This is a genomic window from Priestia sp. P5 (assembly GCF_029522155.1).
GTDB classification, from domain to species: domain Bacteria; phylum Bacillota; class Bacilli; order Bacillales; family Bacillaceae_H; genus Priestia; species Priestia megaterium_E.
On sequence record NZ_JAKWFJ010000001.1, the window covers coordinates 3156960 to 3180858 of the forward strand.

Below are 23899 nucleotides of genomic sequence, written 5' to 3' on the forward strand. Positions count from 1 at the left end.
AATACCTGGTACGGGATGCTTTTACGTATTTTGTATGATCAACTTAATCGGGGATCTTTTAATAAACGTTCCATTTCTTCCATATGATTTGTTTCATCTGCAATCATATCTTCAAGCTTTACAACAAGCTCTGTTAAACCTAACTCTTCTGCTTGCTTTTTACGCTCTTCGTAGCGCTGGATAGTTTCTTTTTCAGCCTTGCTCGCTTCTTTAAGCATTTCCGTCACGTTTGAAACGTGCTTCACCTCAGCCGGCTTTGTTGTTGGCTCACCGCCAAGGTTTTTGATTTTTTCTGATAAATAAAGGGCGTGTCCTTGCTCGTCAGGAATTTCTCCTTCAAAGAAAGGTTTTAAAATTTGATATTCTAGGCCGGTTACTGTAGACGCATAGTAAGTGTACTGAATAACCGCCGAATATTCACCCGCTAAATCGGTATTAAGTCCCTCTATTAGTTGTCTCATTCTCTCTTCCATTTGAATAAACACCCTTTCATTTGCTGTTAGTAGACATGTACCCTTTCTGCCTAGTCCTAAACCACAATAAGGCGATATTCTACTCCTTCTTTTTAAAAGTAGGGAAATTACTGAAGAGAGCGAAAATGTTTGATTTGTATATTTTTAAAGAGAGACGTTCCTCCTTGAGAGAAAAGCGTAATTCCTTGGTCGTTGTGACGCGGAAACACTTCGCTAGAATACACGGTTTTTCCATCATCAACAAAGACTTCAATGCTTGTTTTGTCTACCAATATCTTCAAATGAACATTTTTCATGCCTGCATCAAAGTAATCACGGCTTTCCACATACTTTTTGCTTTGATCAGGCTGATTGCTATAGCTTCTGTTCACATATGAGACGTTATCTTTTGCAAAAATGCCCACATCAATGTGCCGCTTTTGATCTGCGGACTCTCGAAGTCGTAAGCCTACATTTTCTGCATCTGACCATGAAATATCTGTATCAAGCTGATAAGCTTCACCTTTTATCTTTAACTTTTTCTCTCCGTTTACTTCTACTTGTTCAACAGAGTTTGTTGAATCAGTTAGCTGATTTAATTCTTCGACAGGCTTTGATAACAGGCTGTACTGATCGTCGTCTTGTTTTGAAAGCGTAATTTCACGGGTTACTGAATCGAAGCCGTTAAACCCTTCTTTCATCGTTGGCGTCTTATCTGGATAATCCCAGTTGTTCATCCATGCAAAAGCGTACCGTTTTTCTAAGTAACCTTTATTTTCACCGTCTTCAAACGTGACTGCTCCGTACCAATCGAAACCATGATCGAGCCATTGCGGCTCGTCCATATCGGGAGTAAATGTTGTTCCATCGTAATTTCCTGTCCAATAAGCATAGGTGTTTGGCTTTCCGCTTTCTTTTCCATTTGCACTTGTCCCGAGAACCCACTTAACTGTCCCATCATCTGCCTTCATTTGAAAAAGATCTGGACATTCGGTAATGCCAATATCTTTAGTTACAAATCCTCCCGTATACGTCCAATCCTTTAGATTAGAAGATTCATAAAATCCGATTTTTTCACCTTCTGACATGACGAGAACCCACTTGTCATGTTCATTATCCCATATGACTTTGGGATCTCTAAAATCTTTGGTGCCTGGATTAGGCATGATAGGATTTTTGCTATATGATTTAAAGGTTTTTCCTCTATCGGTACTATACCATAGATACTGTTCTTGCTTTTGTCCATCGGCAGAAGGCTGGGTCATAATGGCTACAATTGCGTCTTTACCAAAGCCTGCTGTGTTCTCTTTATCCTCTACAACGGATCCGGACCATATATCGCCATTTTTATTTGTATACTTTGGAATAGCTACTCCTTCATCTTTCCAATGAACCAAATCTTTAGACGTTGCATGTCGCCATTCCGTCCCGTTCCCTTTAGGGTAATCATGATTGTATAAGTAATAGTAATGATACTCCCCGTCAAAATAAATAGGCTTTTGAGGATCATTTTTCCATTTATCAGGCGCGCTAAAGTGATACACCGGGCGATAAGTGGATTCACTTTTATTCCCTTTTTCTTTTCCTTGATCTTTTGTATCCTCTTTTTTGGATACGCCTGCTATAATGAGTCCGGCTATTACAACTAAAAGAACGGCAAGCATTATCCATTTATAAGCACCTTTTTTCTTCAAACAAACCCCGCCTTTCTCTTTTTTGTCTACATCGAATAAAACAAAAGAAAATGGTGATTACAATCACCATTTTCTTTTGTTGCTATTGCAAAGCACTTAGTCTTCATCCACTGTTAACTGACCTTGCTCAAGAACGCTATCTTTTACAACCGATGTTTTTGAACCGTCAATATTTACTAAGAAGCTTGGTGCAAATGTAGAGTGGTTGTCTTCATAAAAGCCTCTATTTGTCATGTAGCTTGTAATAACGACATTATTACCTTTTGTTTGAGGTACAGCAAAGTGAGAATACGTAAATGTTTTATCATTAGGATCTAAATCCATATGAAGAACTAATCCCGTATCATTTAAAGGCTTATATTTTCCTGTTAACGTATTTGAAACATAGCCTAGCATATACACATCATCTTGTCCGATTCCATCAATCGTCATTTTAGATCCGCGAGAATCAGTAAACAAGTACCATTTTCCATCTTTTTTGAAAATGTTTGCACGTTCAATTTCGTCTGTAACTGTGTTTGAAGTAATAAGCGGCTTCATTACTTTTTTAAGCGTATAGTCATCATTTAACTCAATAATGCCCAACGCCCCGTTTGCTAAAGAAGCTTTTTCTTTATTAGATCCTTCAAGAAGCTTTTTCTTTTCAGATTGGAAGAAAGGATTGTTTCCTCCGTAGTATGCTCTGTTATATAGAGAGTCTTCGCCTTGATAGCCATCTTCTGTTCCAGTGTTAGCTTCGAAAACAAGGTACTTATGTCCGTTGTCTTCTATGTAATGAGGATCTCTTAGCGTATGGTTATCCCCTGTGTCATAACCGCCTTCATCAATAAACTGCTGAACCGTTTGATAAATCTTTCCGTCACCGTCAAAGATTGACTTGTAATCTTCTACTCCATCAACTTTTAACGTATTATCGTTGGGCTGTGACATGTTTACTTGAGCTGTCGTTAACGTTTGTTTTCCGTATTGTTTACCTGAATAATCCGTGTAGAATAAACGAACTTTACCATCTTTTGTTAACGTGGCAGAACCAGACCATTCTTGTGTTTGATTTTTAAGATGCGGGTCATTCGGAACGAATTTATCGCTGTCTTTAAACACTCTTCCAGCGTTTTTCCAGCTGTCAATAGATTTGTCTCCAGCTTTTTTATAGAAAAGATAAACAGACGTGTCATTCGAATCTTTTGGATCACCTGCTAGGGCAAACACAATTTGATATCCATGATAAGTCGCCACTGTTCCGTCAGCATTTTGTAATGGCCAGCTGTCCCATACATCTAAGTCAATTGTATTTCCCGATGCATCTTTTCCTTTAGCAGAAGCAATGTTTTTAATAGTTGATTCATCAAAAGCAGGAACTTTAAACTGATCACTGTTTTGCTGCTGTGGAATTTTCACCATATTATCGCGAGTAATATGCGAAATTCCGTAGCTATTATTAAAGTCTTTGCTGTCATTTCCTTTAGCAAATGTTTGATATCCCCCGCCTACTAGTAGGGCTGCGGCCAATGTAGCAGCAGTTGTATGCTTAGCAACTCGTTTCATTTTCATATGTTTTCTCCTTTTGTGTTAGTAAAGAATATAAATTTATTAATTCAATTAGCTATCAAAAATCCGAAAACAGAACCGGTTCCGCTCAACCAAAAGATTACTTGGATAAATGACGAAAGTCAAACATGCCAAATGTAGCTATTTTTCATTTTCATCTTTTTCATTGAGCTGTAACTAGGACCAAAGTTTACGTGTAAGAGCCTTTTTTATGTAACCGTTTTTCCAACAAAAGTGTACGGCTTTTTTTACATTTCAAACCACGATTTCCAGACGTTGTGTTTTATACTTTCTACATGATTAAACACTTTATCTTTCCAGCATTGAAAACGCTATTCCGTTTTTTATACTTTCCGACCATTCTGTTTTCATTAATCTCTTGAAAAATCAGTACCTTTTTTTATTAGCCGGACATGAAAACGTTCTATTCTTTTTTCCTTTCTGAAGATTAAGCTGATAATAATAAAGGTCTAAAGTATGTTTTCAGAAAAAATTTTTCCTTCTTTTTACCTACTCATTTTTATCTTTTTTAATGCATTATACGCTCTCCCTTTTTACGAAAGAGAGAGCGTATAATGCATTTTTTAACTATTAAGAGTCTAAACCAGTTGCTTTTCCTTCACGGCTGGAATCAGCTGCTCCAAATAAACGGCCGTTTTCTTTATCGATTTGAATTCCCTGAACATTTCCGATTGGGAATGGCTCATCTCCAAAATTAAATCCCATGGCTTCCAGCTCTCCTTTGGCATTCATATCCACTCCGGCTTCCCAACCGATAAGTGATCCTGTACTATTAAAAATTCTTGGTTCTTCAATCGCTTCTTTTATATCCATTCCATAGTCTAAGACATTCATAAGCGTTTGAAACACAGACCCTACAATCGTTGGTCCGCCTGGAGATCCTAGAGTGAGTACAGGTTCGCTGTCTTTAAAAACGATGGTTGGACTTTTACAGCTAACCGGACGCTTTCCTGCATCTGCTTCATTTAATCCTCCAGGAATAGCATCAAAATCAGTAAGCTCGTTGTTGAGTAAAAACCCATGGTCTTTAACCATAATTCCTGTACCAAAAGGATGTTCCACAGTTGATGTACAAGCGACAATATTGCCCCAACGGTCAACGACCGTGAAGTGAGTTGTTTCACTAAGCTCACGTTCAGGTTCATAAGGCTGACGCACAACGTTCACTTTTTGGCCTTTCTCATAATCCCACGGGTTGCCAAAATCAACTTTCTCATTTTTATGCTTCCAATTAATTAATTTTTGACGTCCCTTTATATATTCGTCGTTTAAAAGCCCTTTTAATGGAATGTCACTGTAGGCTGGATCTCCAGAAAATGCAATTTTATCTGAAAATGCAATGCGCATAGCCTCTGCAAACAAATAATACTTTTCCCAAGATTTCACGTCGTACTGAGACACATCAAAGTCCTCTAATAGCTTTAAGATTTGCAGCACGGTGGTTCCTCCTGCACTAGGCATGTTGGAAGAAGCAATTCGGTATCCTTTATAATCTCCCCACACGGGCTCATCAATCTTAATCTGGTATTCTTTCAAATCCGACAGTTCCATAAAACCGCCGTGCTCTTTGATCGTTGAAATAATGGCTTCTGCAATTTCACCTTCATAAAAAGCCTCGATACCTTTTTCTTGAAGAATGCGGAATGTTTTAGCAAGATCTTTTTTATTAATCATATCTCCTTCTTGCATAGGCTTGCCGTTTGGGGAATATAGCTGCTTAGCATGTTCTCCTAGTCGGTAGGCATATGTTTTTAAAATATCTCCAAGAACCCAGTTTGTTTCCACACCTGCTTCTGCTGCTTTGGCAGCCGGTTCAATCAATTCAGCAAGGGGTTTTGTTCCATACTCTTTACGAGCTGCTTCCATCGCCTTTAAAATCCCTGGAATTCCAATTGCCGTTGCATGAGTAGAACGCTTTCTAAAAGGAATAACTTCTTTATTTTCATCAAGAAACATTTCAGGATAAGCTGCTTTAGGAGCCTGAGAATGCCCGTCAAAAATTTTAGTTGTTTTGCTTTCATTGTGGTACACCATAAAAAAGCCGCTGCCTCCAATACCGGTCATCATCGGTTCTCCGACGTTGAGCCCAAACTGAACGGCAATTGCTGCATCAATTGCGTTGCCTCCAGCTCTTAGCACTTGTTCTCCGGCGTCTGTTGCAATTGGATGAGCACTGGCTACCATTCCCGTTTTTCCAACCGCTGTTTCTCTTCTATATGAACTCTTTCCTGAACGAGATAAACTTTTTCCATTAATCATCTTTTACGACCTCCTAGTTACTTACTTTATCTGGGATATTGGTAAAATACCCTATTGCTTTTGGGATAAAACTGTTTAAATTTGTATTGATTACTTTAGCCATCCTATTTATAGATCAATATCCCTCGCGTATTTTAAGCCTTTGAACGCCACAAAATAAAAAAGCGCTAACCCTTTTTGTTTAAAGAAAAGGTTAGCACTTTTGCATTCTCTAACGTTTATACACTTTTAGACTTGTAACGAAGCTGCTTCATTACTTACGTTCAGCAAGTCATAAAGCTCTTGAAGTCTTCCTATTTCGTAGGTTGACACCCACTTTGTATCGTTCTTTTTTGCCTGAGGATTAAACCAGCACGTATCAATACCAGCTAGCTGCCCGCCTTGAATATCTGCACTCAAAGAATCTCCCACAATTAATGTTTCATGTACGGACAGCTCTTCTATATGTAAAAAAACATAATCAAAATATTCCTTCATAGGTTTTTGAAAACCTGTATCTTCTGAAACAAATACTTCTTTAAAATAAGGATATAGGCCTGAGTCTTGAAGGCGCTTATACTGTGTAGCCGAGACTCCGTTTGTAACAACGTACAAATCATAGTAATTGCTCAGTTTTTCAATTACCTCAACTGCTCCGTCAATTAGCTGATGGCCATTGTTCAAATAAGTTCGGTACTCTGCTTCAAGTAGCTTTCCGTCTTTTTCTATTCCATATTCTTTACATAGAGTAGAAAAGCGAGTATTTACAACTTGCTCACGGCTTATTTTATTTTCTTCAAAAGCTGTCCATAACCCCTGGTTGATCAAACTATAACGTTTTTTGCTTTCCTCAGTCAGCGGAATATCGTGGTTAGCAAAAAGAAGCTGTAAAGCCTGCTCTTCGGCTGCATTAAAATCTAAAAGCGTATTATCAATGTCAAATAGTAGCGTTCGGTATGTCTTCATTCTTCTCTCTCCCCTTCAACTAATCTATTACTTTTTCTACTCGTATATATTGTCGTTTGCTAGACAGCTCAGTTTTTCCTTATCTTTGAGAATAATGGAGCCTTTCTTTTTTTCAATAACTCCTTGCGCTACAAATTTCTGAAGAACACGATTTAAATGCCGGTAAGTCGTTCCGATTAAATTAGCTATATCTTTTAAGCTTTCTGTTTTTTGATTCATAACCAAATGCGATTCTTCACAAAAAATAGAGAGCAGGTAACTAGCCAGTCGCACTTCCACTGGGTACATTAAATTAAAGCTTAGCGAGTTAGATTTTGCGCAAAACTTTTTTGTGAGCATTTCCAGTAAAAACGTCAGCAGCTGTGGGTCATTGCTCGCATGCTGTTTTAATCGTTTGTATGGTATACCGATAACAACTAAAGGTGAAACGGCTTCAACCGTATTCATAATCTCAACATCTTGTACATACTCAATATCGCCTATTACTTCAAGGGGCTGTTTAAAAGAAAGAACAAGCGTCTTGCCTTCGGGCGATATGGTATAAACTTTAACCTTGCCTTTCATCAATATGTACAAACAGTGAGACGCATCTCCTTGAGAACAAAGACGTTCCCCTGCCTCGACATCATACAATGACAAATGCGGTAGTAACTCTTTCTTGAAAACCGACTCTAATTTATAAGTATTTATATACTCCATCAGCTGTTTCTCACTCGTAATTTCCCTCATGTTTTCCTCTCCATCATAACGGTTTCTTTTTATTAAACAATAACACTTCCTAAAATAAAAAGGACATATGTCTCAAATAAAATTTTAATTTTTACGTTATGTTCATAGCTCACTTTCAAGAGAAATATATACACAAAAAAGACTCTAGCTCGTTGGCTTAGAGTCTTTTTGTTAAACGCTCTTGTTCTTTCTGGCGTATCCAACGTAAATAGAGACGCCAATCAGCATCCAGCCGATTGAATACATCCACGTTTTTATTGATAAGTTGAACATGAGAAAGATACAGCAAAGAATAGCAATAATCGGAATAAATGGCACAAAAGGTACTTTGAAACCTCGTTTTAAAGTAGGCTGACTTTTTCGCAGAGCCAAAATCGAAAATGAAACGGCAGCAAACGTAACAATCGCCAGCATATTCGCTAAATCCGCCAGCTGTTTTAAATCAACAAAACCAGCTACGAGCGCGCCTAACGCCCCGACAAGCCATGTGGATATGACAGGTTCACTGTTTTTCCGGTTTACTTTCGCAAAAAGAGACGGCAATAATCCATCATGGCTCATTGACATCAGTATACGAGGCACGACAAACAAATAAGCAAATACGACGGCCATAATGCCAATAACCGCTCCTATAGATACAATGAGCGCTGCCCATTCTTGTCCTGCACTATTGAGCGCATATGACAACGCATCGCCTACGTTTAGCTCTCTATAAGAAACCATTCCTGTTAATACTAATGCAATTACTACGTAAATGACTGCACAAACACTTAGTGCAATCAAGATGCCTAGCGGCAAGTTTCTTTGCGGATTTTTCACTTCTTCTGCCGAAGTAGAAATGGCATCAAATCCGTTATAAGCAAAAAAGACGGAAGCTGCGCCTGCAAAGATTCCTTTCACACCAAAAGGGGTAAATGGGTGCCAGTTATTTGTATGAATAAAAAAGACGCCGACGGCTACAAATAAAAGAACAATACCTATCTTGATTAAAACCATTAAGTTATTTATTTTTTTACTTTCTTTTACCCCTCTTGTTAATAAAAACGACATGCACAGCACAATAAATACTGCAGGAAGATTAATAATACCTCCATCGCTTGGTATGGCCGTGAACGATTCAGGAAGTCTAATACCAAATTCAGTAAGCACATTATTCACATAAGATGACCATCCGCCCGCTACAGAAGCTAAAGATACCGTATAGCATCCTACGATCGACCACCCTATTAAATGCGCTACAAATTTCCCTAATGAAACATATATGTATGTATATGCGCCTCCCGAACTTGGAACAGCTGAACCAAATTCTGCATAACACAGCGCAACAAGAATACAGGCTACTGCAGAAATAACAAAGGAAATGGAGACCGAGGGCCCTGCATCCCTGGCGGCAACTAGCCCTGCTATAACCAGAACTCCTGTCCCAATAGTTGCTCCTACTCCCATCAAGATAACATCAAATAACCCTAGTGTCTTAGTTGATTCTTTTGCTGCATTTTCCTCTAACAGCTTGTTAACATCTTTTTTTGCAAACAGATTACTCATGATGACTAACCTCTCTTCATCTCATTACGAATGACTACTTTTCAGTGGTAGATCTTTCTATATATGTAACAGTGAATTATTTTACTACATTTAATTTTCTGTGTAAAATAATTTAGTTTTTGAACTTTTTAATGATTAAAATAAATTTACTAGTGATGTTTTTTATAACACCATTATGATGTACCCGAACAGACTAAAAGTATGTGTTAACAACTTTCTCAAATTTGGCTTCATTCACGATTGCTTTTGTACTATACTAAAGAAAAACTTCATAGGAGCAACGTAAAAGATGAGCTTATTTTATTTTCTAAAGGGGTTAGTGATCGGTTTTTCCGTTGCTGCTCCCGTCGGTCCCATTGGTATTTTATGCATCAATCGCACGTTATCTAAAGGGAGATTACACGGATTTGTATCCGGGCTGGGAGCAGCTACAGCAGATGCTCTTTATGGATGCATCGCTGCGTTTGGCCTAACGTTCATTACAACCTTTTTACTAACCCAAAAGATTTGGCTTCAGCTGATTGGGGGATTATTTTTATGTTATTTAGGTGTTCAAACATTCCGTTCTCAGCCTGCAGAGCACGCTGCTGCTGCTAAAGGAGGGGGGTTGCTTCGTTCTTATACATGCGTTCTTTTTTTAACCGTTACGAATCCAATGACGATCTTATTTTTTATTGGCGTATTTTCTGGTGTAGGCATTAGTAAATCAGCATTTGATGCTACTTCTGCTTTGACAATGGTTGCAGGCGTATTTTTAGGATCGGCCTGCTGGTGGCTTTCACTCAGCTTTGCTATTAGTCTTGCCCGGTCGAAGTTTACGAATAACAGCTTAATCTGGGTAAATCGTATTTCGGGAGCGGTTGTACTGACTTTCGGGATATTTGCGTTATACAAATTGCTATAAAAAGTAATTTGTCTCCTTTTATGGGAGCGATTTACTTGTTTAATAGAAAAGAATAATCTTAAAAAATACCCTAAACGCTGTCTTTTCTGTATAATAGATAAATAGAAAAACAGAAAAAGTATAAAAATGCTTGAAAACTACATACTCAATCATTAGTCTTCAAACATAATAAGGGGAAATAAAGCATGACCATTCTTCTAGTAGATGACAATCAAGTCAATCTATTTGTGATTGAAAAAATTTTAAAAGGCGCTGGCTACGATAACTGTGTGTCTCTTACGTCTGCCCATGCCCTTTTCGACTATCTTAACCTGGACGATGAGAACTCAAAAACGAATTCGGTCGATTTGATTTTACTTGATATTATGATGCCCGAAATTGATGGAATTGAAGCCTGCAGGCGAATTCAACAGGTAGAACGCTTAAAACATATTCCAATTATCTTTGTCACAGCTCTAGAAGACAGCAGCAAATTAGTAGAAGCTCTAGACGCGGGCGGAACAGATTACATCACAAAGCCGATCAATAAAGTGGAACTGCTGGCTCGTATGCGGGTAGCTTTACGCCTTAAAGCAGAAATTGACTGGCACACGGAACATGAAAAGAAAATTCAAAATGAGTTAGATTTAGCTACACACGTACAGCAAAACTTACTCAGTCCCCCTCTACGAGAGAAAGATATTCAAATGGAAGTTTCATATTATCCTTCTTTTAAATTAGCGGGTGATATGTACTATTGGCACAAAATTGACGAGCACCGATACGGAATCATTCTTTTTGATATGATGGGGCACGGCATCTCTGCCTCCCTTGTTTGTATGTTTATTTCGTCTGTGCTCAGAGAAGCTATCAAGTCCCTCGTAGACCCTGAGAAGGTTATTACAGAGTTAAATCGCTACATGGAATTATTGCACAGCGAAAAAGATGAAATCCCTTACTATTTCACTGCTATTTATTTAGTCATTGATACGGAAGCTAAGACAGTAGAATATGTGAACGCCGGGCATCCAGAAGGTTATATGTTAGTGGATGAACATACGCTCGTTCCTCTTCAACGAGGAAGCTGTCCTGTAGGGTTTTTTGAAGAAATGGACGTTCAGAAATCTGTTGTCAGCTTTGAAAACGATGTGCAAATTTTGCTATTTACAGACGGAGCTCTTGAATCAATGGGTCCTTGCGAAAATGAATCTGCTCTTCGTCTTCAAAAACTTACTGAACAAAAATGGACAAATCCGCAGGTATTTATGAATGAAATTTTTTCAGAAGAACAAAAGTTAAATCAGCCTGATGACATGTGCGTGCTTATGATTCAAGCACAGGCGCAATAAAAAAAGACCTCACAAATGAGGTCTTTTTTTATTGCTTTTGATAGATGCGCTCGTTCCCTGCAAACTCGATATAAGAAGCTGCTCCTTCAGCAAAGCGAAGCGTTTCTTTATCACCAAGCCCAAGAAATCCTTTTGCACACAGGCTTTCTGAAAATAAATTATACACTTGATTTTGCAGCTGAGCTGTAAAATAAATAAGGACGTTTCGGCAAATGATGACGTGAAATTCATTAAATGACTGATCCGTGACTAAATTATGCTGAGCAAAGATAATATTTTTTAACAGCGACGGATGAAAATATGCATAGTGATGATCCGTCTGATAATATTCCGAGAAGGCGTTCTTTCCACCGGCTTGAATATAATTTTTTGTATATGACTTCATTTTACGTAAAGAAAAGGCACCTTGTTTTGCTTTTTCTAATACATCTTCGTTCATATCGGTTGCGTAAATGACCGTTTTATCCATTAACCCTTCTTCTTCTAAAAGAATCGCCATAGAAAATACCTCTTCGCCCGTTGCACAGCCAGCGTGCCAAATGCGAATTTCCGGATAATCCTTTAATACCGGAATCACTTTTGTGCGAAATGCTTTAAAAAAGCTTGGATCGCGAAACATCTCTGTTACATTTATCGAAAAATCATTTAAAAGCTGATTCATAAACTCTTCTTCGTGAATCGCTTTTTCTAACAATCGAGACACGGTTGGAATACGTTCAATTTTCATTCGATTATAGACTCGGCGACAGATAGAAGATTTAGCGTACTGTCTGAAATCAAATCCTGTTAATCGATAAATAGCCGTCAGCAGTAAATCAATCTCCAAATCTGTTTTTTTATTCATAACTAAGTCTTCACTTAAATCTAGGTGCTTCATATCCATTTATGTTTCATACCCCGCTTAATTTACTAGCCATACACGCATAACGGAGAACAACTGATTTAAATCTAAAGGTTTGCTGATATAATCTGATGCTCCAGCTTCCAAGCATTTTTCACGATCATTTTTCATCGCTTTAGCAGTTAGTGCAATAATAGGTAAATCAACAAGCTTTAGCTCTCCTCTAATTTTCTGCATCGCTTCATATCCGTCCATTTGCGGCATCATAATATCCATTAAAATGAGATCAAATGGTTCACCATTCTTCATCATTTCAAGACACTCTATTCCGTTACGAGCTGTCATAATGGTCATACCTTGTTTAGCTAGCGCAGTTTTTAAGGCAAAAATGTTGCGCTGGTCATCATCCACGATGATCACTCGCTTATCCTGAAACACATTTTCATCATCTTGCAATGAAGGTTCAACTGGTTGTACAGGATGGTCAATTTCAGTTATTTCTGTTTTAGGTTCAGCTTCTTCTACAGATACTGCTACTTCTTCATATGCAAAATTCACTTTTTCATAGTCAACAAGGCCGTTAGAGAGACTAGGAAGATAGAGTGTAAACGTACTTCCTTTTCCTACTTCACTGCTTAGGGAAATCCAGCCGCCCAATAGTTTTGCAAACTCACTGCAAATAGATAAGCCAAGTCCGGTTCCTCCGTACTTGCGAACCGTAGCTCCATCCGCCTGCTGAAACGCTTCAAAGATAAGCTGATGCTTTTCTTTTGGTATACCAATCCCTGTATCGGCTACAGCTATTTCTAGCCAGCAATCCGTATCCACTGTACGCATAGGTGTTGTAAGACGATGGTCAGCCACTCGTTGAATGGATACTGTGACAGATCCCGATTCCGTAAATTTAAATGCATTTGATAAAAGGTTTTTCACAATTTGCTGGAATCTCTTTTCATCTGTGTGAATGATGTCCGGTACATCTTGTGCTTTATTAATTTTCAATTGTACTTTTTTCTGTTCAGCAACGTGGCTGAAATTACGTTCAATTTGATCTGGAAGCTCACTCATATTCATCTCGGCAAGCAAAACATCTAATTTTCCAGACTCTACTTTTGATAAATCCAAGATGTCGTTGATTAATGCCAACAAGTCTTTTCCTGAAGAATGAATGATACGAGCATATTCTTCTTCATCTTCAGATAGCGTTTTAGCCGCGTTTTCTTCAAGCATTTCAGACAGAATAAGAATGCTGTTAAGCGGTGTTCGAAGCTCGTGCGACATATTAGCAAGGAATTCGGATTTGTATTGAGAATTCAATTCCAGCTGATGCGCTTTTTCTTCTAAATCTTCTTTTGCAGCCTCTAATTCAAACGATTTTTCTTCTGCATCTTTTGTTCTTTCTTCTAGCTGTTCATTAATCATACGCAGCTCTTCAGACTGCATTTGCAGTTCTTCTGATTGTGTTTGGAGTTCTTCAGACTGAGCCTGGAGCTCTTCTGTCATCGCCTGAGATTCTTTTAATAGACGAGCAATTTCCATACGTCTGATTACACCATTGATAGTGAGACCAAACGTTTCAATCACTTGACTAATAAGTTCTTGCTCTAAAACTGTAAATTCGTGCAGCGATGCCAGCTCAATAACTGCAATTACTTCATCTTCAAACAAGACGGGTACAATAAAAATACTCTTAGGTTTTACGTCTCCTAATCCTGAAGCAATGAGCCGGTACGTGTCAGGTACATCGTTTATGACAAGGGTTCTTTTTTCTAAAGCAGCTTGTCCAATGAGCCCTTCGCCTATCAAAAAGCTCTCTCTTCCCGCGTCGCCTTTTCTATCTGCAAAAGCAGCTTGTTTGACGAATAGATCTCCTTTATCATTTTCCTCTCGAACATAAAATGCTCCGAAAGAAGCTCCTGTCATTTCTGAAACCGTAAAGAGAAATTTTTCCGCAAGCTTGTCTACGGATGCTATGCCTTGGTACATCGTTACAGCATGAGCAATGTTCGTTTGAAGCCAGTTTCGCTCTTCAATATTTTCTAACAACGCGTTCGTGGCTATCCCTAAATCTTTAATTTCATCATTAGATCGAACTTTAATTCTTCCTTTTAACTCGCCTTTTGAAGCCGTAATTCGTTTGATCGTTTGCGTAACTTCTTTAATCGTATTCACAATGGAATTGGACAAAACAATAGCGATAGCAAGTGAAATAAGCGTAACAAATAACAGCAAACCGTAAAGTCCAATTTTTATTTTTTGATTTTTCCCGTCTAACTCTGCTGCTCTTGTTTCAGTCGATTTTTTCTCTACATTTCTAAAAGAAGTAAACTGGCTGCGTATATCATCCATATACTGGCGCCCAGGATCTTTCTCAAAAAACTGCTGAAGCTCTTTTGTATTATTTTCTTTTTTTAATGCAATGGTCGGTTCACCAGCAGCTTCAATCCAGTCTTGAATGCTTCCTTTAATCTTCTCCAGTTTCTCCTGCTGATTTGGATTATTATTTAGAAGCTGATACAGTGCATTATAATCTTTTTCCCAACTTGATGCTGCGCTGTTATAAGGTTCTAAGTAACTCGCTTCTCCTGTAATAATATAGCCTCTTTGTCCGGTTTCCATATCGAGCAGGTGTTTTTCAATTCGATTGGTCAGATCATGCACTTCGATATCATGATCAATGATAAAATTTCGTTCTTTTTGCAAAGATGAAATTTGACTGTTTAAAACAATAAATGCAATAAATAAACAGACAATAACAATTAAATATCCAATAATAATTTTGGATTTGATGCCAAACCTCATTTTCTTTTCCATAATGTTCCTACTTTCATTCTAGATATTCTTCTAGAAGCATTCGAAAAACATGTTTATTTTTGCCGCTGGACAATTTTACTTTCAGTACACACTCTCCACTCCATCTTCCTTTACTTAATAGGGCTTCTCTCTTTTTCCTATCAATTTAACATTCCTATTATACACTCTATTTTTGTACAGAAGAATATTTATTGTACAAGAGGGAAAGATTAATTTTCCAGTTTACAAATATCTATTTTCAAGCTGTCTATAAAAATAGGCCCATGCTGTTAAAAGCATGAGCCTATCTTACAATATTTTTGTACACAATAAGGTAATGAAAAGTAATTTATGCTTTAGGGAATCACATAAATTATGACAACATAGGTATAAATAAATACTTACATGCGAAACATAAAGCATTCATTATTTAAATTGTACTTGGATAATAGAAAGCAATGCCACTTTTTTTAATTTAAATATATTTTTTTAATTTACATATCAGGTTAAAAAACTTTCATTTATTGAGCTTTTACCGACCTTAATCCGTTAGAAAAGCTGCAGATAAAAAGTTCTCCCACAAAAAAACCGTCTCTAAGTCAATAGCTTCACTTATGAGACAGCCTTTTCTTTTCCTTCTATTATTTCACCCAGCTTTCCGTCACTTTTTTATTTTTAGAAATCCAGTTTTTCACACCTTTTGTTTCGTCTTTTGCACTGTTAATTTCTGATTCTAAAGATGCTAGTTGATCGGCACTAATAGAAAAATCTTTCAGCCACTTTGCTGCTTCTGGATAATCTTCTTTAAATGCCTTTTTGCTAATCGACTGTATTTTTTCAGGTCCAGTTGGATTCATCGTATTTTTGGGATCTTTTAAGTATCTGAGATTATACTTTTCAAAAGCCCAGTGCGGGCGCCATAACGTAACAACAATGGGTTCTTTATTAGCAATGGCTTTATCTAATTCCGATAACATGGCGGCTGTGCTGCTTTCTACTAAATTCCAGTCTGTTAACCCATAGCTTGGCATCGCATGATCTTTAGTAAGACCGTTTATTCCAGATCCTGGTTCAATACTAATAATCTTTCCGTTAAACTCATCTTTCTTATTTTTTAAATCAGCTAGTGACTGCGCATCTACGTAGTCGGGAACGGCCAATCCGCTATCTGCTTGATCATACCAAGTACCGAGCACATCAACTTGTTTTCCAAATCTTTTCATATAAGAACTATGGGTGGTCGGCATCCATACATCCAAAAATAAATCAATGTTTCCTTGAGCAACTCCTGAAAAAAGCGGAGCTACGTCGCTTTGAACTGCTTTAACTTTATAACCTTTTTCCTCTAATAATTCCTTCCATAGAAACGTAACAGCTACGGCTTCGTCCCATGGTATGTATCCAATTGTAATTTCTTTTTTAGTCGTGGTGCTGCTTGCCGTATTGCTATTGCCACATGCGGAGACAAGCAGCATAATGATGATTGTTAGCATAATAAAAAGAACTTTTTTTGATTGTTTCATATACTCCCACCTTTATTCATTTTATTTGCTTGATTGAATACCTTCTCTTTTTTGAGTAGAAAGGTGCGTCAGACGATCTAAAATAACGGCAATAATGACAACCGCAATCCCACCGATAAACCCTAAGCCTACATCCAACATACTGATGCTTCTTAATACCTCAGCACCCAAGCCCCCTGCACCGACCATTGAAGAAATAACAACCATCGAAAGAGATAGCATAATAACCTGGTTTACACCCGACATAATCATAGGCAAAGCGAGCGGCAGCTGGACTTTAATTAATTTTTGCCATTCCGTCGCTCCAAAAGCTTCTGCCGCTTCTAAAGTGGTTTGAGGAACTTGCTGAAGTCCAAGGAGCGTCAGGCGAACGGCAGGCGGCATTGCGAAAATAAAAGTAGCAATAAGAGCTGTAACATTCCCTAATCCAAATAAAAGTACGGACGGAATTAAGTAAACAAAAGCAGGCATTGTTTGCATAATATCAAGAATCGGCTTTATCACTGCTCCAACTTTGTTAAAGCGGTGTGATAATATGCCTAAAGGAACGCCAAATAGAAGTGAGATAATAGTAGAAGCTAAAACGAGAGATAAGGTCAGCATCGATGCTTCCCATAAATTCAAGCTAATAATAAGAAGTAAACCAAAACACGTAAATACAGCTATCTTCCAATCTGTTAACCATAGCGCTAATAGAACAAAAACAACGACCGTTACTAGAGGAGGAGAAGCGGTCAGTACCCATTCGAGACTGCTTATTAAGCTGGTCATTACCTGGTTGATTCCAGTAAATACACCTGAAAAACTATCAATCATGTAATCAACAAATGAATTTGCCCATTTATCTAAAGGGATACGAGGAATCGTCGCGGAATTTACCATCATATTTATCGGACCTCCATTTGATATGACTTAACTTCTTGTTGCTCGGTTACTGCAGTACGTTCAGTGAGATTTGCAATAAGGGTGCTTGGGGAAATCATACCTTGTAGGCGATGATGATTATCAACAATGACTACAGGCGAATGACTGTCTGTAAATAAAGGAATCATTTCTTGTAAAGACATATCCGGATTAACACAATGCGGCTGTGTCATTTCTTTTCCTTTTAAATCATGCTTATGAGCTTCTATCAGCTCCATCACCGTATAAATGCTCATTAAGCCCAACAAGCGGTCAGCACTATCAAGAACAAAAATAGTAGATAAATGATTGGTTCTCATTCTTCTTAATACGACTTGCGGTGATTCATACTCATAGGCAGCCGTTTCTACCGGAACCACCGCGTCTTTAGCAAGGCGAATTTTGCCGTAATTAACGTCTTGAACAAGCAGTTTTACATAATCGGTTGCCGGTTGACTTAAAATATCTTCAGCGGTTCCAAGCTGTACAATCTCTCCGTCTTTCATTACGGCAGCTCGGTGCCCTAAAGTTAATGCTTCATCTAGATCATGCGTTACAAAGATAACTGTTTTTTGTACTTCTCCTTGAATATCAAGAAATAGCTTTTGCATATCTCTTCGAATAAGAGGGTCTAACGCCGAAAAAGGCTCATCCATTAGCAAAATCTCCTGTTCAGAAGCAAGAGCTCTCGCTAATCCAACCCTCTGCTGCATACCTCCTGATAATTCATAAATTCTTTTATAAGCTTGTCCATTTAATCCCACCATTTCAAGCGCCTCTTTCCCTCGCTTTTCCCTTTCGCTTGCTGATACACCTTGTATCTCTAGACCGAACGTAATGTTGTCAATCACGGTGCGGTTTGGAAGGAGGCCCACATTTTGAAAGACCATCCCAATTTTATTTCTCCGGACTTCCTGAAGCTGTCTTTTTGACATATGAGAAATATCTGTGTTTTCTAGATATACCGCCCCTTCTGTCGGTTCTACAAGTCCGTTCAAGCATCGAAGTAAAGTAGATTTCCCGCTTCCTGATAATCCAATTAACACAAAGGTTTCTCCCTTTTTTACTTCGAAATGAGCATTGTAAATAGCAACAGTTGTCTTCGTAGCTTGTTCGACTTCATATTTACTTTGTCCAGACTCTCTCAGCTTAAGAGCCTGTTCTTTTTGGCGACCAAATACTTTTGAAACATCGGTAACGCGGATAATGGGTTCTGTTAGTTTAGAGCTTGTACTCAATTTATTTCCCCCTTATTTTAAAGTAGATTGTTAGAGGTGGTCTGACACCTTAAGGTAACGTATCAGACCACTTCTACTTACTATTCGACCTTCATACCGATTGCTTCCAATACATAATTGTAAAAATGAGAAACGTGCTGTTCGATAGGTACTAAAATACCTCCTTCTTTATAAGATTTTGAGCTCATATTTTCTTGACACCACTCACACGCTTCAAAGTCTTGTAAATTAACGCGGTGAAATAATTCCACGGCATCTTTTGGGTCAAAATCAGGCTTAGCCATTTCTTCCGGGTCGAATAACCATTCACAAATCACTTTAGACTTTTCCGCACTAATTGGAATAATACGATGAATAATAACGTGATCCGGTGTTAAATTGATAAATACAAGCGGCAGAACGGTAATGCCAAAATACGTGCGGTCATCTTCAGGAAGCAATCCTTTTAGCATAGGACGGCTTCCTTTCCCGCTGATTGAAAAAGCTTCTAATTCATTCCCAAACTTAGCCCCGCCCCCCACGGAACTTTGAGTACCGACTCCCGAACGAAATTCAGGCAGCGTTGCCGTAAGTTCAGGATGAATAGAGGAACAGTGATAACACTCTTGAAAGTTTTCTACAATAAGCTTCCAGTTTGCCTCGACTTCATATTCTTCACGATGAGCGGATTTCAAGTTTTGAATTTCATATCTAGCAAACGTATAAAGTTCTCCAAAACGATCAAAAATTTGTGCGTCTAGCTGATATTCAACAGACATAGGATTGTCAGATAAATTAACCCAAACCATACCGTGCCACACTTCAATGTGAACGGATGTTAGTCCGTAATTTTCATTATGCACGAGTTCTTCTCGACAGTGGCTTGTGTTAGGAACACCTACTAAATCACCATCTAAGCTATAGCTCCACGAATGATATGGACAGCGAATAACACCTGCTTTACCGGATGCTTGGCTGCACAGCTTAGCTCCTCGATGCCGACATACGTTCAAGAATCCACGCAGCACGTGATCTTTTCCTCTAGTAATTAAAATATTTTCGCCCTCAACTCTCGTCGTAATATATTGTCCCGGCTCTGCTATTTCGTATTCAAATGCAACTAAACTCCATGATTTAGAAAATATATGATCTTTTTCTAACTTAAAAATGTCCGAAGATGTATACAGCTCTCCTTTCAACGTGGGCTCAAGTCTCCCATTATCATTCACTAAACCATGTTCCATAACCATCTACTATTCCTCCTTCGCTTCTTTAGAAACATTTAAATAGAACCATTCGCAAGAGCTGACGACGATTTATACTATTTTATTCGCCGCAAATCGCTGCGGAGTAAACAAATCAATTGGGTGATTAGTTTTTCCCTCTATCACTAAATCTGCTAAAATCTCTCCTACTACGCTTGCAAACTTAAAACCATGTCCAGAAAATCCAGCTGCAATCGCTACTTGAGGATATTCAGGATGCAGTGAAATGACAAAATGTTCATCTGGTGTATTGGTATACATGCACGTTTTCCCTTGTAAAAATCGACCGTTAAGCTGTGGAATACCTTGAGCTAGATAGTGCCGCATCATGTTCACTTCGTCTTCATATATATTTCGATCAATCGTTTCCGGCGTACAAGCTGTTCCTTTTCGAAAAAACGCCACTTTTGCTCCTTCAGCCTTTAATCCAAAAGAAGGGAAACCATACAACTGTACATAATCATCTGCTTCCCAAATATAAATCGGCTGTTTTCCCACTGAAAAAATATCTATTCCTTGTGTTGGTTCAAAAAACATTTGCACATGACGCTCTACTTGTAAGCTAACACCTAAATCCCGTAATAAATCGGGTGCCCAAGCGCCTGCAGAAATAATGATTTTTCCAGCTTCGTATATTCCATTAGCTGTTACAACGCGCACGCCTTCACCAGAAGGATGAGCTTCCCACGACACCACTTCCTCAAAAAAATGAAGCTCAGCTCCGTACTTTTCTGCTTGAAGAAGGTGAGTATATACGCTCGCTTCCGGCCTGACGAATCCAGCTCTTTCTTCATATAGAGCAACCGTAGCAGGTGAAGGTGTAAACGCCGGAAACCGTTTGTAAATATCCTTTGCTTCTAGAATCTCATACGCAAGATTCCACTGTTTAGAGCTTTCGATGCTTCCAGAAACCGTCAAGCTATCAGGAGGTCCCATCATAAGTCCACCGGTAACCGTAAGAATTTCTTGACCGCTTTCTCTTTCAATTTCATTCCATAATTCGTAGGCGCGAAGCAATAATGGAACGTAAGCAGGGTCTTCAAAATACGACTGCCGAATGATTCTAGAACCTCCGTGACTCGATCCTAGGTCATGAGCGGGACCGAACTGTTCTAACCCCAATACCCGCTGACCTTTTTTGGCGAGCTGATAAGCAGCCGTACTCCCCATAGCTCCTAATCCGATAATAATGACATCATAATGTGTTGACATCTGCATTCCTCCTGTCTTTCGATTGATCAATTAAACTACCGCTGGGGAGTGTGTCATCATTGTTGCTTTATAACGCTGACCAAAGTATTCAACTTCTAAAACCATTTCTTCATGTACAGCTTGAGATAATAAAGTGTGTACAATTCCTTTTCCTAAGCTGTATGAATAGCCAGCACTTGTCACAAATCCGAGGGCTGTTTCTCCATAAAAGACCGGTTCATATCCCATTACTATCGCTGAAGGATCATCTAATATGAGCGTCGCTAATACTGTTTCAGAATCTTTTCGCTGACGATCAAGCAATGCCTCTTTTCCAATAAAAACTGGTTTTGTTAAATCAACCATTTCATGAAGGTTAACTTCATATGGATGATGCTGGCTCCAAAAGTCTTTCCCGCTTTTTAACGAAAAAGATTCAATTCGAAGGTTTTCAAGAGCTCGGTCTCCCGCGGCAATCAGCTGATAAGGCTGTCCTTGTTCAATTAATAAATCCCATAAATTCAGGCCTTGATCAGAAGTTGTAATCAACTCCCAGCTCTCCATTCCCCCGTAGGAATCACGCAGAGCAAGAACTGAACTATTTTCAATAAACAGGGTTTTCGCTTGCCCTTGAAGCCAAGTGCTGCTAAGTTCTGAGCGTTGAACCACGGACTTCATTACTCCTGTAGCTTTAGGACCAATTAATGCTATACTGCATGTCCCTGACGTTACATCTTGAAAAACAACTTGACCGTCTTGAGGCACGTGTTTTTGAATCCAGCTTGCTTCTACAGCTCCCGTACAAACAATCAAGAAAGCGGATATATTTTTGCGAATAACCGTTATTTGATCTTTTATGCCGCCTCGCTCATGCAACATACACGTACGTATGCTTTGACCTACTGTAATGTCTATATTTCCTGTCGTTAGCTTCTGTAAAAACTGGAGAGCTCCTTCCCCTTTAATCTCCAACCTTTTCTTTGCTGCCGTTGTATCGTAAATCGCTGCGTACTGACGAGTATGCAACTGTTCAGCTTCGATAATCGGTGACCAATATTCAGCGGACCACCCCTTTCTTATTACCATCTTCTTTTCATATGTGGATATAAGCGGATAGTTAGCTTCATACCACTGCGGCTGCTCCCAACCTGCTTTTTCGTTAAAATACGCTTTTAGTTCTTGCTGACGCATATAAAATGGACTTACGCGCATGTTTCGCGATACTTTTCGCTGCATAAATGGATGATGAATGCTATAAACCTCTTCATATTCTTCAATAGACCGCTGTTTGTAATAAACAGGGCTGCATGCATACGTATCGAAACGATTAATATCGCATAGCTCCAAGTCCACAGTCGGTGCACCATTCATCATCCATTCAGCCATTTGCCTAGCGACACCTGCAGAGTGCGTTACCCATATGGCTTCGGCTACCCAAAATCCCCCTACTGCTTGTGATTCGCCAAGCAGCGGCATTCCATCAGGTGTAAAGGAAAAAATGCCGTTCATTCCTTTTTTTATTCCTGGCTGTTTTAATGCCGGAATTAATTCCAATGCATCTTCCCACGGTTTTTCAAAACTTTTTGGTGTAAAAGGTTTAACAGAAGGCATTTCTTTTGTTTCTCCGTATTTTGTAATGTCACTGAGTTCGACTGGAAACGGCTCATGCTGATATGATCCAATCCCAAGCCCTTTGTCTACCTGACGAAAATAAATTGCGTTATCCTGATCTCGAATAAGAGGAGTCGCGACTTCTTCCGTTTCTCCGTTTAATTCAAGTAAATCATTTGTAAACACATATTGATGAGCCATCGGCTGAAGAGGAATCGTTACACCGACCATTTCTCCGATGCGAGGTCCCCAAAATCCGGCACAGCACACGATTACATCTGCTTCAAATTTTCCAGCGCTCGTGTACACTGCTTTTACTTGACCATTTGTCACTTCGATATTCGTCACTTCTGTATGACCGTAAAATTCTACTCCGCACTCTTTAGAAAAACGAGTCATTTTATCAACGGCATGCAAAGGTTTGGCAATACCGTCTGAAGGAACATAGAGACCTCCGCAAATACGATCAGGACAAATCAACGAATTTTTTTCCGCGCATTCCTGCGGTGAAAGAAGAAAAGCTTCGATTCCCCATGAGCTGGCAACACCAGCCTTTCTCTTTAGGTCTTCTAATCGCTCTGGTGTACGGGCAACTTCTAAACTGCCGACAGGATAAAACGAGCGCTGTTCATCTGTACTCAACTCTTTAAAGGTCTCGACTGTTTGAGAAGCTAGTGTTGTCAGGATTTTTGAAAAGCTAAGCTGAAATACAAGCCCCGGAGCGTGAGAAGTAGATCCTCCCGTTTCGAACAAAGGGCCTTGCTCAATCACTGTTATGTTTCTTTGCCCCATTTTACTTAAATAGTAGGCAATGCTGCACCCGACAATTCCAGCTCCTATCACTACTATCCTCTTATGTTCCATCACTTTATATCTCCCTCCTTTTTTGGTTTGAAGATGTTAAATATTGTCGATAGTTAATTATATTTTTAATATTCATAATTTTCAAAGTATTTTGTTAAAAGATGTGACATAGATTTTTTTAGACTTTCTTCCGCTAATGTTCGGATAACGCTTTCTTAACTTTAAAATACCAGAAAAACTGCCGTCTTTTTCTTTCGAATAACGAATTTTAAAGAAACTATCTATCTGTCAAAATGACACTTATCAATGAATGGTTATACTAAAAA

General features: G+C 38.7%; 17 protein-coding genes. 2 read left to right on the top strand and 15 right to left on the bottom strand.

Annotated features, from left to right (window positions below):
* Nucleotides 1–38 precede the first annotated feature (38 nt).
* From MMB69_RS16680 to MMB69_RS16710, 7 genes are all read right to left on the bottom strand, one after another.
* Nucleotides 39–473 (bottom strand): ferritin-like domain-containing protein, encoded by a 435-nt coding sequence (locus tag MMB69_RS16680; RefSeq protein WP_277448010.1) that lies wholly within the window; start codon nucleotides 471–473, stop codon nucleotides 39–41.
* A gap of 107 nt (nucleotides 474–580) precedes the next feature.
* On the bottom strand, nucleotides 581–2146 hold the full coding sequence (locus tag MMB69_RS16685) for a glycoside hydrolase family 32 protein (RefSeq protein WP_481861877.1): 1566 nt from the start codon (nucleotides 2144–2146) through the stop codon (nucleotides 581–583).
* Nucleotides 2147–2242: 96 nt separating this feature from the next.
* Entirely contained in the window at nucleotides 2243–3697 is a 1455-nt protein-coding gene (locus tag MMB69_RS16690; protein WP_028413955.1) for a glycoside hydrolase family 68 protein, read from the bottom strand.
* A 588-nt stretch (nucleotides 3698–4285) separates the two neighbouring features.
* Complete coding sequence (ggt, locus tag MMB69_RS16695) at nucleotides 4286–5974, bottom strand: gamma-glutamyltransferase (protein WP_221786022.1); 1689 nt, start codon at nucleotides 5972–5974, stop codon at nucleotides 4286–4288.
* Nucleotides 5975–6202: 228 nt separating this feature from the next.
* A complete protein-coding gene (locus tag MMB69_RS16700) occupies nucleotides 6203–6919 on the bottom strand; it encodes a YjjG family noncanonical pyrimidine nucleotidase (RefSeq protein WP_277448011.1) in 717 nt (238 codons plus the stop codon).
* Between the two features lie 36 nt (nucleotides 6920–6955).
* On the bottom strand, nucleotides 6956–7648 hold the full coding sequence (locus MMB69_RS16705) for a Crp/Fnr family transcriptional regulator (protein WP_028408102.1): 693 nt from the start codon (nucleotides 7646–7648) through the stop codon (nucleotides 6956–6958).
* A 171-nt stretch (nucleotides 7649–7819) separates the two neighbouring features.
* Nucleotides 7820–9193: an amino acid permease gene (locus MMB69_RS16710; RefSeq protein ID WP_221786024.1), complete on the bottom strand. Its 1374-nt coding sequence runs from the start codon at nucleotides 9191–9193 to the stop codon at nucleotides 7820–7822.
* Between the two features lie 289 nt (nucleotides 9194–9482).
* Between MMB69_RS16710 and MMB69_RS16715 the strand changes: the two genes are divergently transcribed.
* Together MMB69_RS16715 and MMB69_RS16720 are read left to right on the top strand one after the other, a co-directional pair.
* Nucleotides 9483–10097 (top strand): LysE family translocator, encoded by a 615-nt coding sequence (locus MMB69_RS16715; RefSeq protein WP_277448012.1) that lies wholly within the window; start codon nucleotides 9483–9485, stop codon nucleotides 10095–10097.
* 185 nt (nucleotides 10098–10282) lie between these two features.
* Nucleotides 10283–11425, top strand: coding sequence for a SpoIIE family protein phosphatase (locus MMB69_RS16720; RefSeq protein WP_221786026.1), 1143 nt, complete (start codon nucleotides 10283–10285; stop codon nucleotides 11423–11425).
* 28 nt (nucleotides 11426–11453) lie between these two features.
* Here MMB69_RS16720 and MMB69_RS16725 read toward each other — a convergent pair whose 3' ends face one another.
* The 8 genes from MMB69_RS16725 to MMB69_RS16760 all read right to left on the bottom strand — a co-directional run bounded on the left by MMB69_RS16725 (nucleotide 11454) and on the right by MMB69_RS16760 (nucleotide 23633).
* Nucleotides 11454–12308 (bottom strand): CheR family methyltransferase, encoded by an 855-nt coding sequence (locus MMB69_RS16725; protein ID WP_013056253.1) that lies wholly within the window; start codon nucleotides 12306–12308, stop codon nucleotides 11454–11456.
* A gap of 18 nt (nucleotides 12309–12326) precedes the next feature.
* The gene (locus tag MMB69_RS16730; protein WP_221786027.1) at nucleotides 12327–15080 is read right to left on the bottom strand and encodes a CHASE3 domain-containing protein; all 2754 of its coding nucleotides are present in this window, start codon (nucleotides 15078–15080) and stop codon (nucleotides 12327–12329) included.
* A gap of 620 nt (nucleotides 15081–15700) precedes the next feature.
* Nucleotides 15701–16582 carry a glycine betaine ABC transporter substrate-binding protein gene (locus MMB69_RS16735; RefSeq protein ID WP_221786028.1) on the bottom strand — a complete coding sequence of 294 codons (882 nt, stop codon included), beginning with the start codon at nucleotides 16580–16582 and terminating at the stop codon, nucleotides 15701–15703.
* Nucleotides 16583–16603: 21 nt separating this feature from the next.
* Nucleotides 16604–17467 carry an ABC transporter permease gene (locus tag MMB69_RS16740; RefSeq protein ID WP_221786029.1) on the bottom strand — a complete coding sequence of 288 codons (864 nt, stop codon included), beginning with the start codon at nucleotides 17465–17467 and terminating at the stop codon, nucleotides 16604–16606.
* 2 nt (nucleotides 17468–17469) lie between these two features.
* Nucleotides 17470–18723 carry a quaternary amine ABC transporter ATP-binding protein gene (locus MMB69_RS16745; RefSeq protein WP_221786030.1) on the bottom strand — a complete coding sequence of 418 codons (1254 nt, stop codon included), beginning with the start codon at nucleotides 18721–18723 and terminating at the stop codon, nucleotides 17470–17472.
* Between the two features lie 80 nt (nucleotides 18724–18803).
* Nucleotides 18804–19952, bottom strand: a complete 1149-nt coding sequence (locus MMB69_RS16750; protein ID WP_277448013.1) for an aromatic ring-hydroxylating oxygenase subunit alpha — start codon at nucleotides 19950–19952, stop codon at nucleotides 18804–18806.
* A gap of 66 nt (nucleotides 19953–20018) precedes the next feature.
* Complete coding sequence (gene solA / locus MMB69_RS16755; protein ID WP_277448014.1) at nucleotides 20019–21179, bottom strand: N-methyl-L-tryptophan oxidase; 1161 nt, start codon at nucleotides 21177–21179, stop codon at nucleotides 20019–20021.
* Nucleotides 21180–21209: 30 nt separating this feature from the next.
* A complete protein-coding gene (locus MMB69_RS16760) occupies nucleotides 21210–23633 on the bottom strand; it encodes a GcvT family protein (RefSeq protein ID WP_277448059.1) in 2424 nt (807 codons plus the stop codon).
* Nucleotides 23634–23899: the final 266 nt, after the last annotated feature.

What these genes read in the sequence shown, in the direction of transcription:
- MMB69_RS16725 (WP_013056253.1), bottom strand. Translation starts at nt 12,308, where the DNA reads ATGGATATGAAGCACCTAGATTTAAGTGAAGACTTAGTTATGAATAAA.
- MMB69_RS16720 (WP_221786026.1), top strand. Translation starts at nt 10,283, where the DNA reads ATGACCATTCTTCTAGTAGATGACAATCAAGTCAATCTATTTGTGATT.
- MMB69_RS16750 (WP_277448013.1), bottom strand. Translation starts at nt 19,952, where the DNA reads ATGGTTATGGAACATGGTTTAGTGAATGATAATGGGAGACTTGAGCCC.
- MMB69_RS16680 (WP_277448010.1), bottom strand. Translation starts at nt 473, where the DNA reads ATGGAAGAGAGAATGAGACAACTAATAGAGGGACTTAATACCGATTTA.
- ggt (WP_221786022.1), bottom strand. Translation starts at nt 5,974, where the DNA reads ATGATTAATGGAAAAAGTTTATCTCGTTCAGGAAAGAGTTCATATAGA.
- MMB69_RS16690 (WP_028413955.1), bottom strand. Translation starts at nt 3,697, where the DNA reads ATGAAAATGAAACGAGTTGCTAAGCATACAACTGCTGCTACATTGGCC.
- MMB69_RS16700 (WP_277448011.1), bottom strand. Translation starts at nt 6,919, where the DNA reads ATGAAGACATACCGAACGCTACTATTTGACATTGATAATACGCTTTTA.
- MMB69_RS16740 (WP_221786029.1), bottom strand. Translation starts at nt 17,467, where the DNA reads ATGATGGTAAATTCCGCGACGATTCCTCGTATCCCTTTAGATAAATGG.
- solA (WP_277448014.1), bottom strand. Translation starts at nt 21,179, where the DNA reads ATGTCAACACATTATGATGTCATTATTATCGGATTAGGAGCTATGGGG.
- MMB69_RS16710 (WP_221786024.1), bottom strand. Translation starts at nt 9,193, where the DNA reads ATGAGTAATCTGTTTGCAAAAAAAGATGTTAACAAGCTGTTAGAGGAA.
- MMB69_RS16715 (WP_277448012.1), top strand. Translation starts at nt 9,483, where the DNA reads ATGAGCTTATTTTATTTTCTAAAGGGGTTAGTGATCGGTTTTTCCGTT.
- MMB69_RS16730 (WP_221786027.1), bottom strand. Translation starts at nt 15,080, where the DNA reads ATGGAAAAGAAAATGAGGTTTGGCATCAAATCCAAAATTATTATTGGA.
- MMB69_RS16735 (WP_221786028.1), bottom strand. Translation starts at nt 16,582, where the DNA reads ATGAAACAATCAAAAAAAGTTCTTTTTATTATGCTAACAATCATCATT.
- MMB69_RS16705 (WP_028408102.1), bottom strand. Translation starts at nt 7,648, where the DNA reads ATGAGGGAAATTACGAGTGAGAAACAGCTGATGGAGTATATAAATACT.
- MMB69_RS16760 (WP_277448059.1), bottom strand. Translation starts at nt 23,633, where the DNA reads ATGGAACATAAGAGGATAGTAGTGATAGGAGCTGGAATTGTCGGGTGC.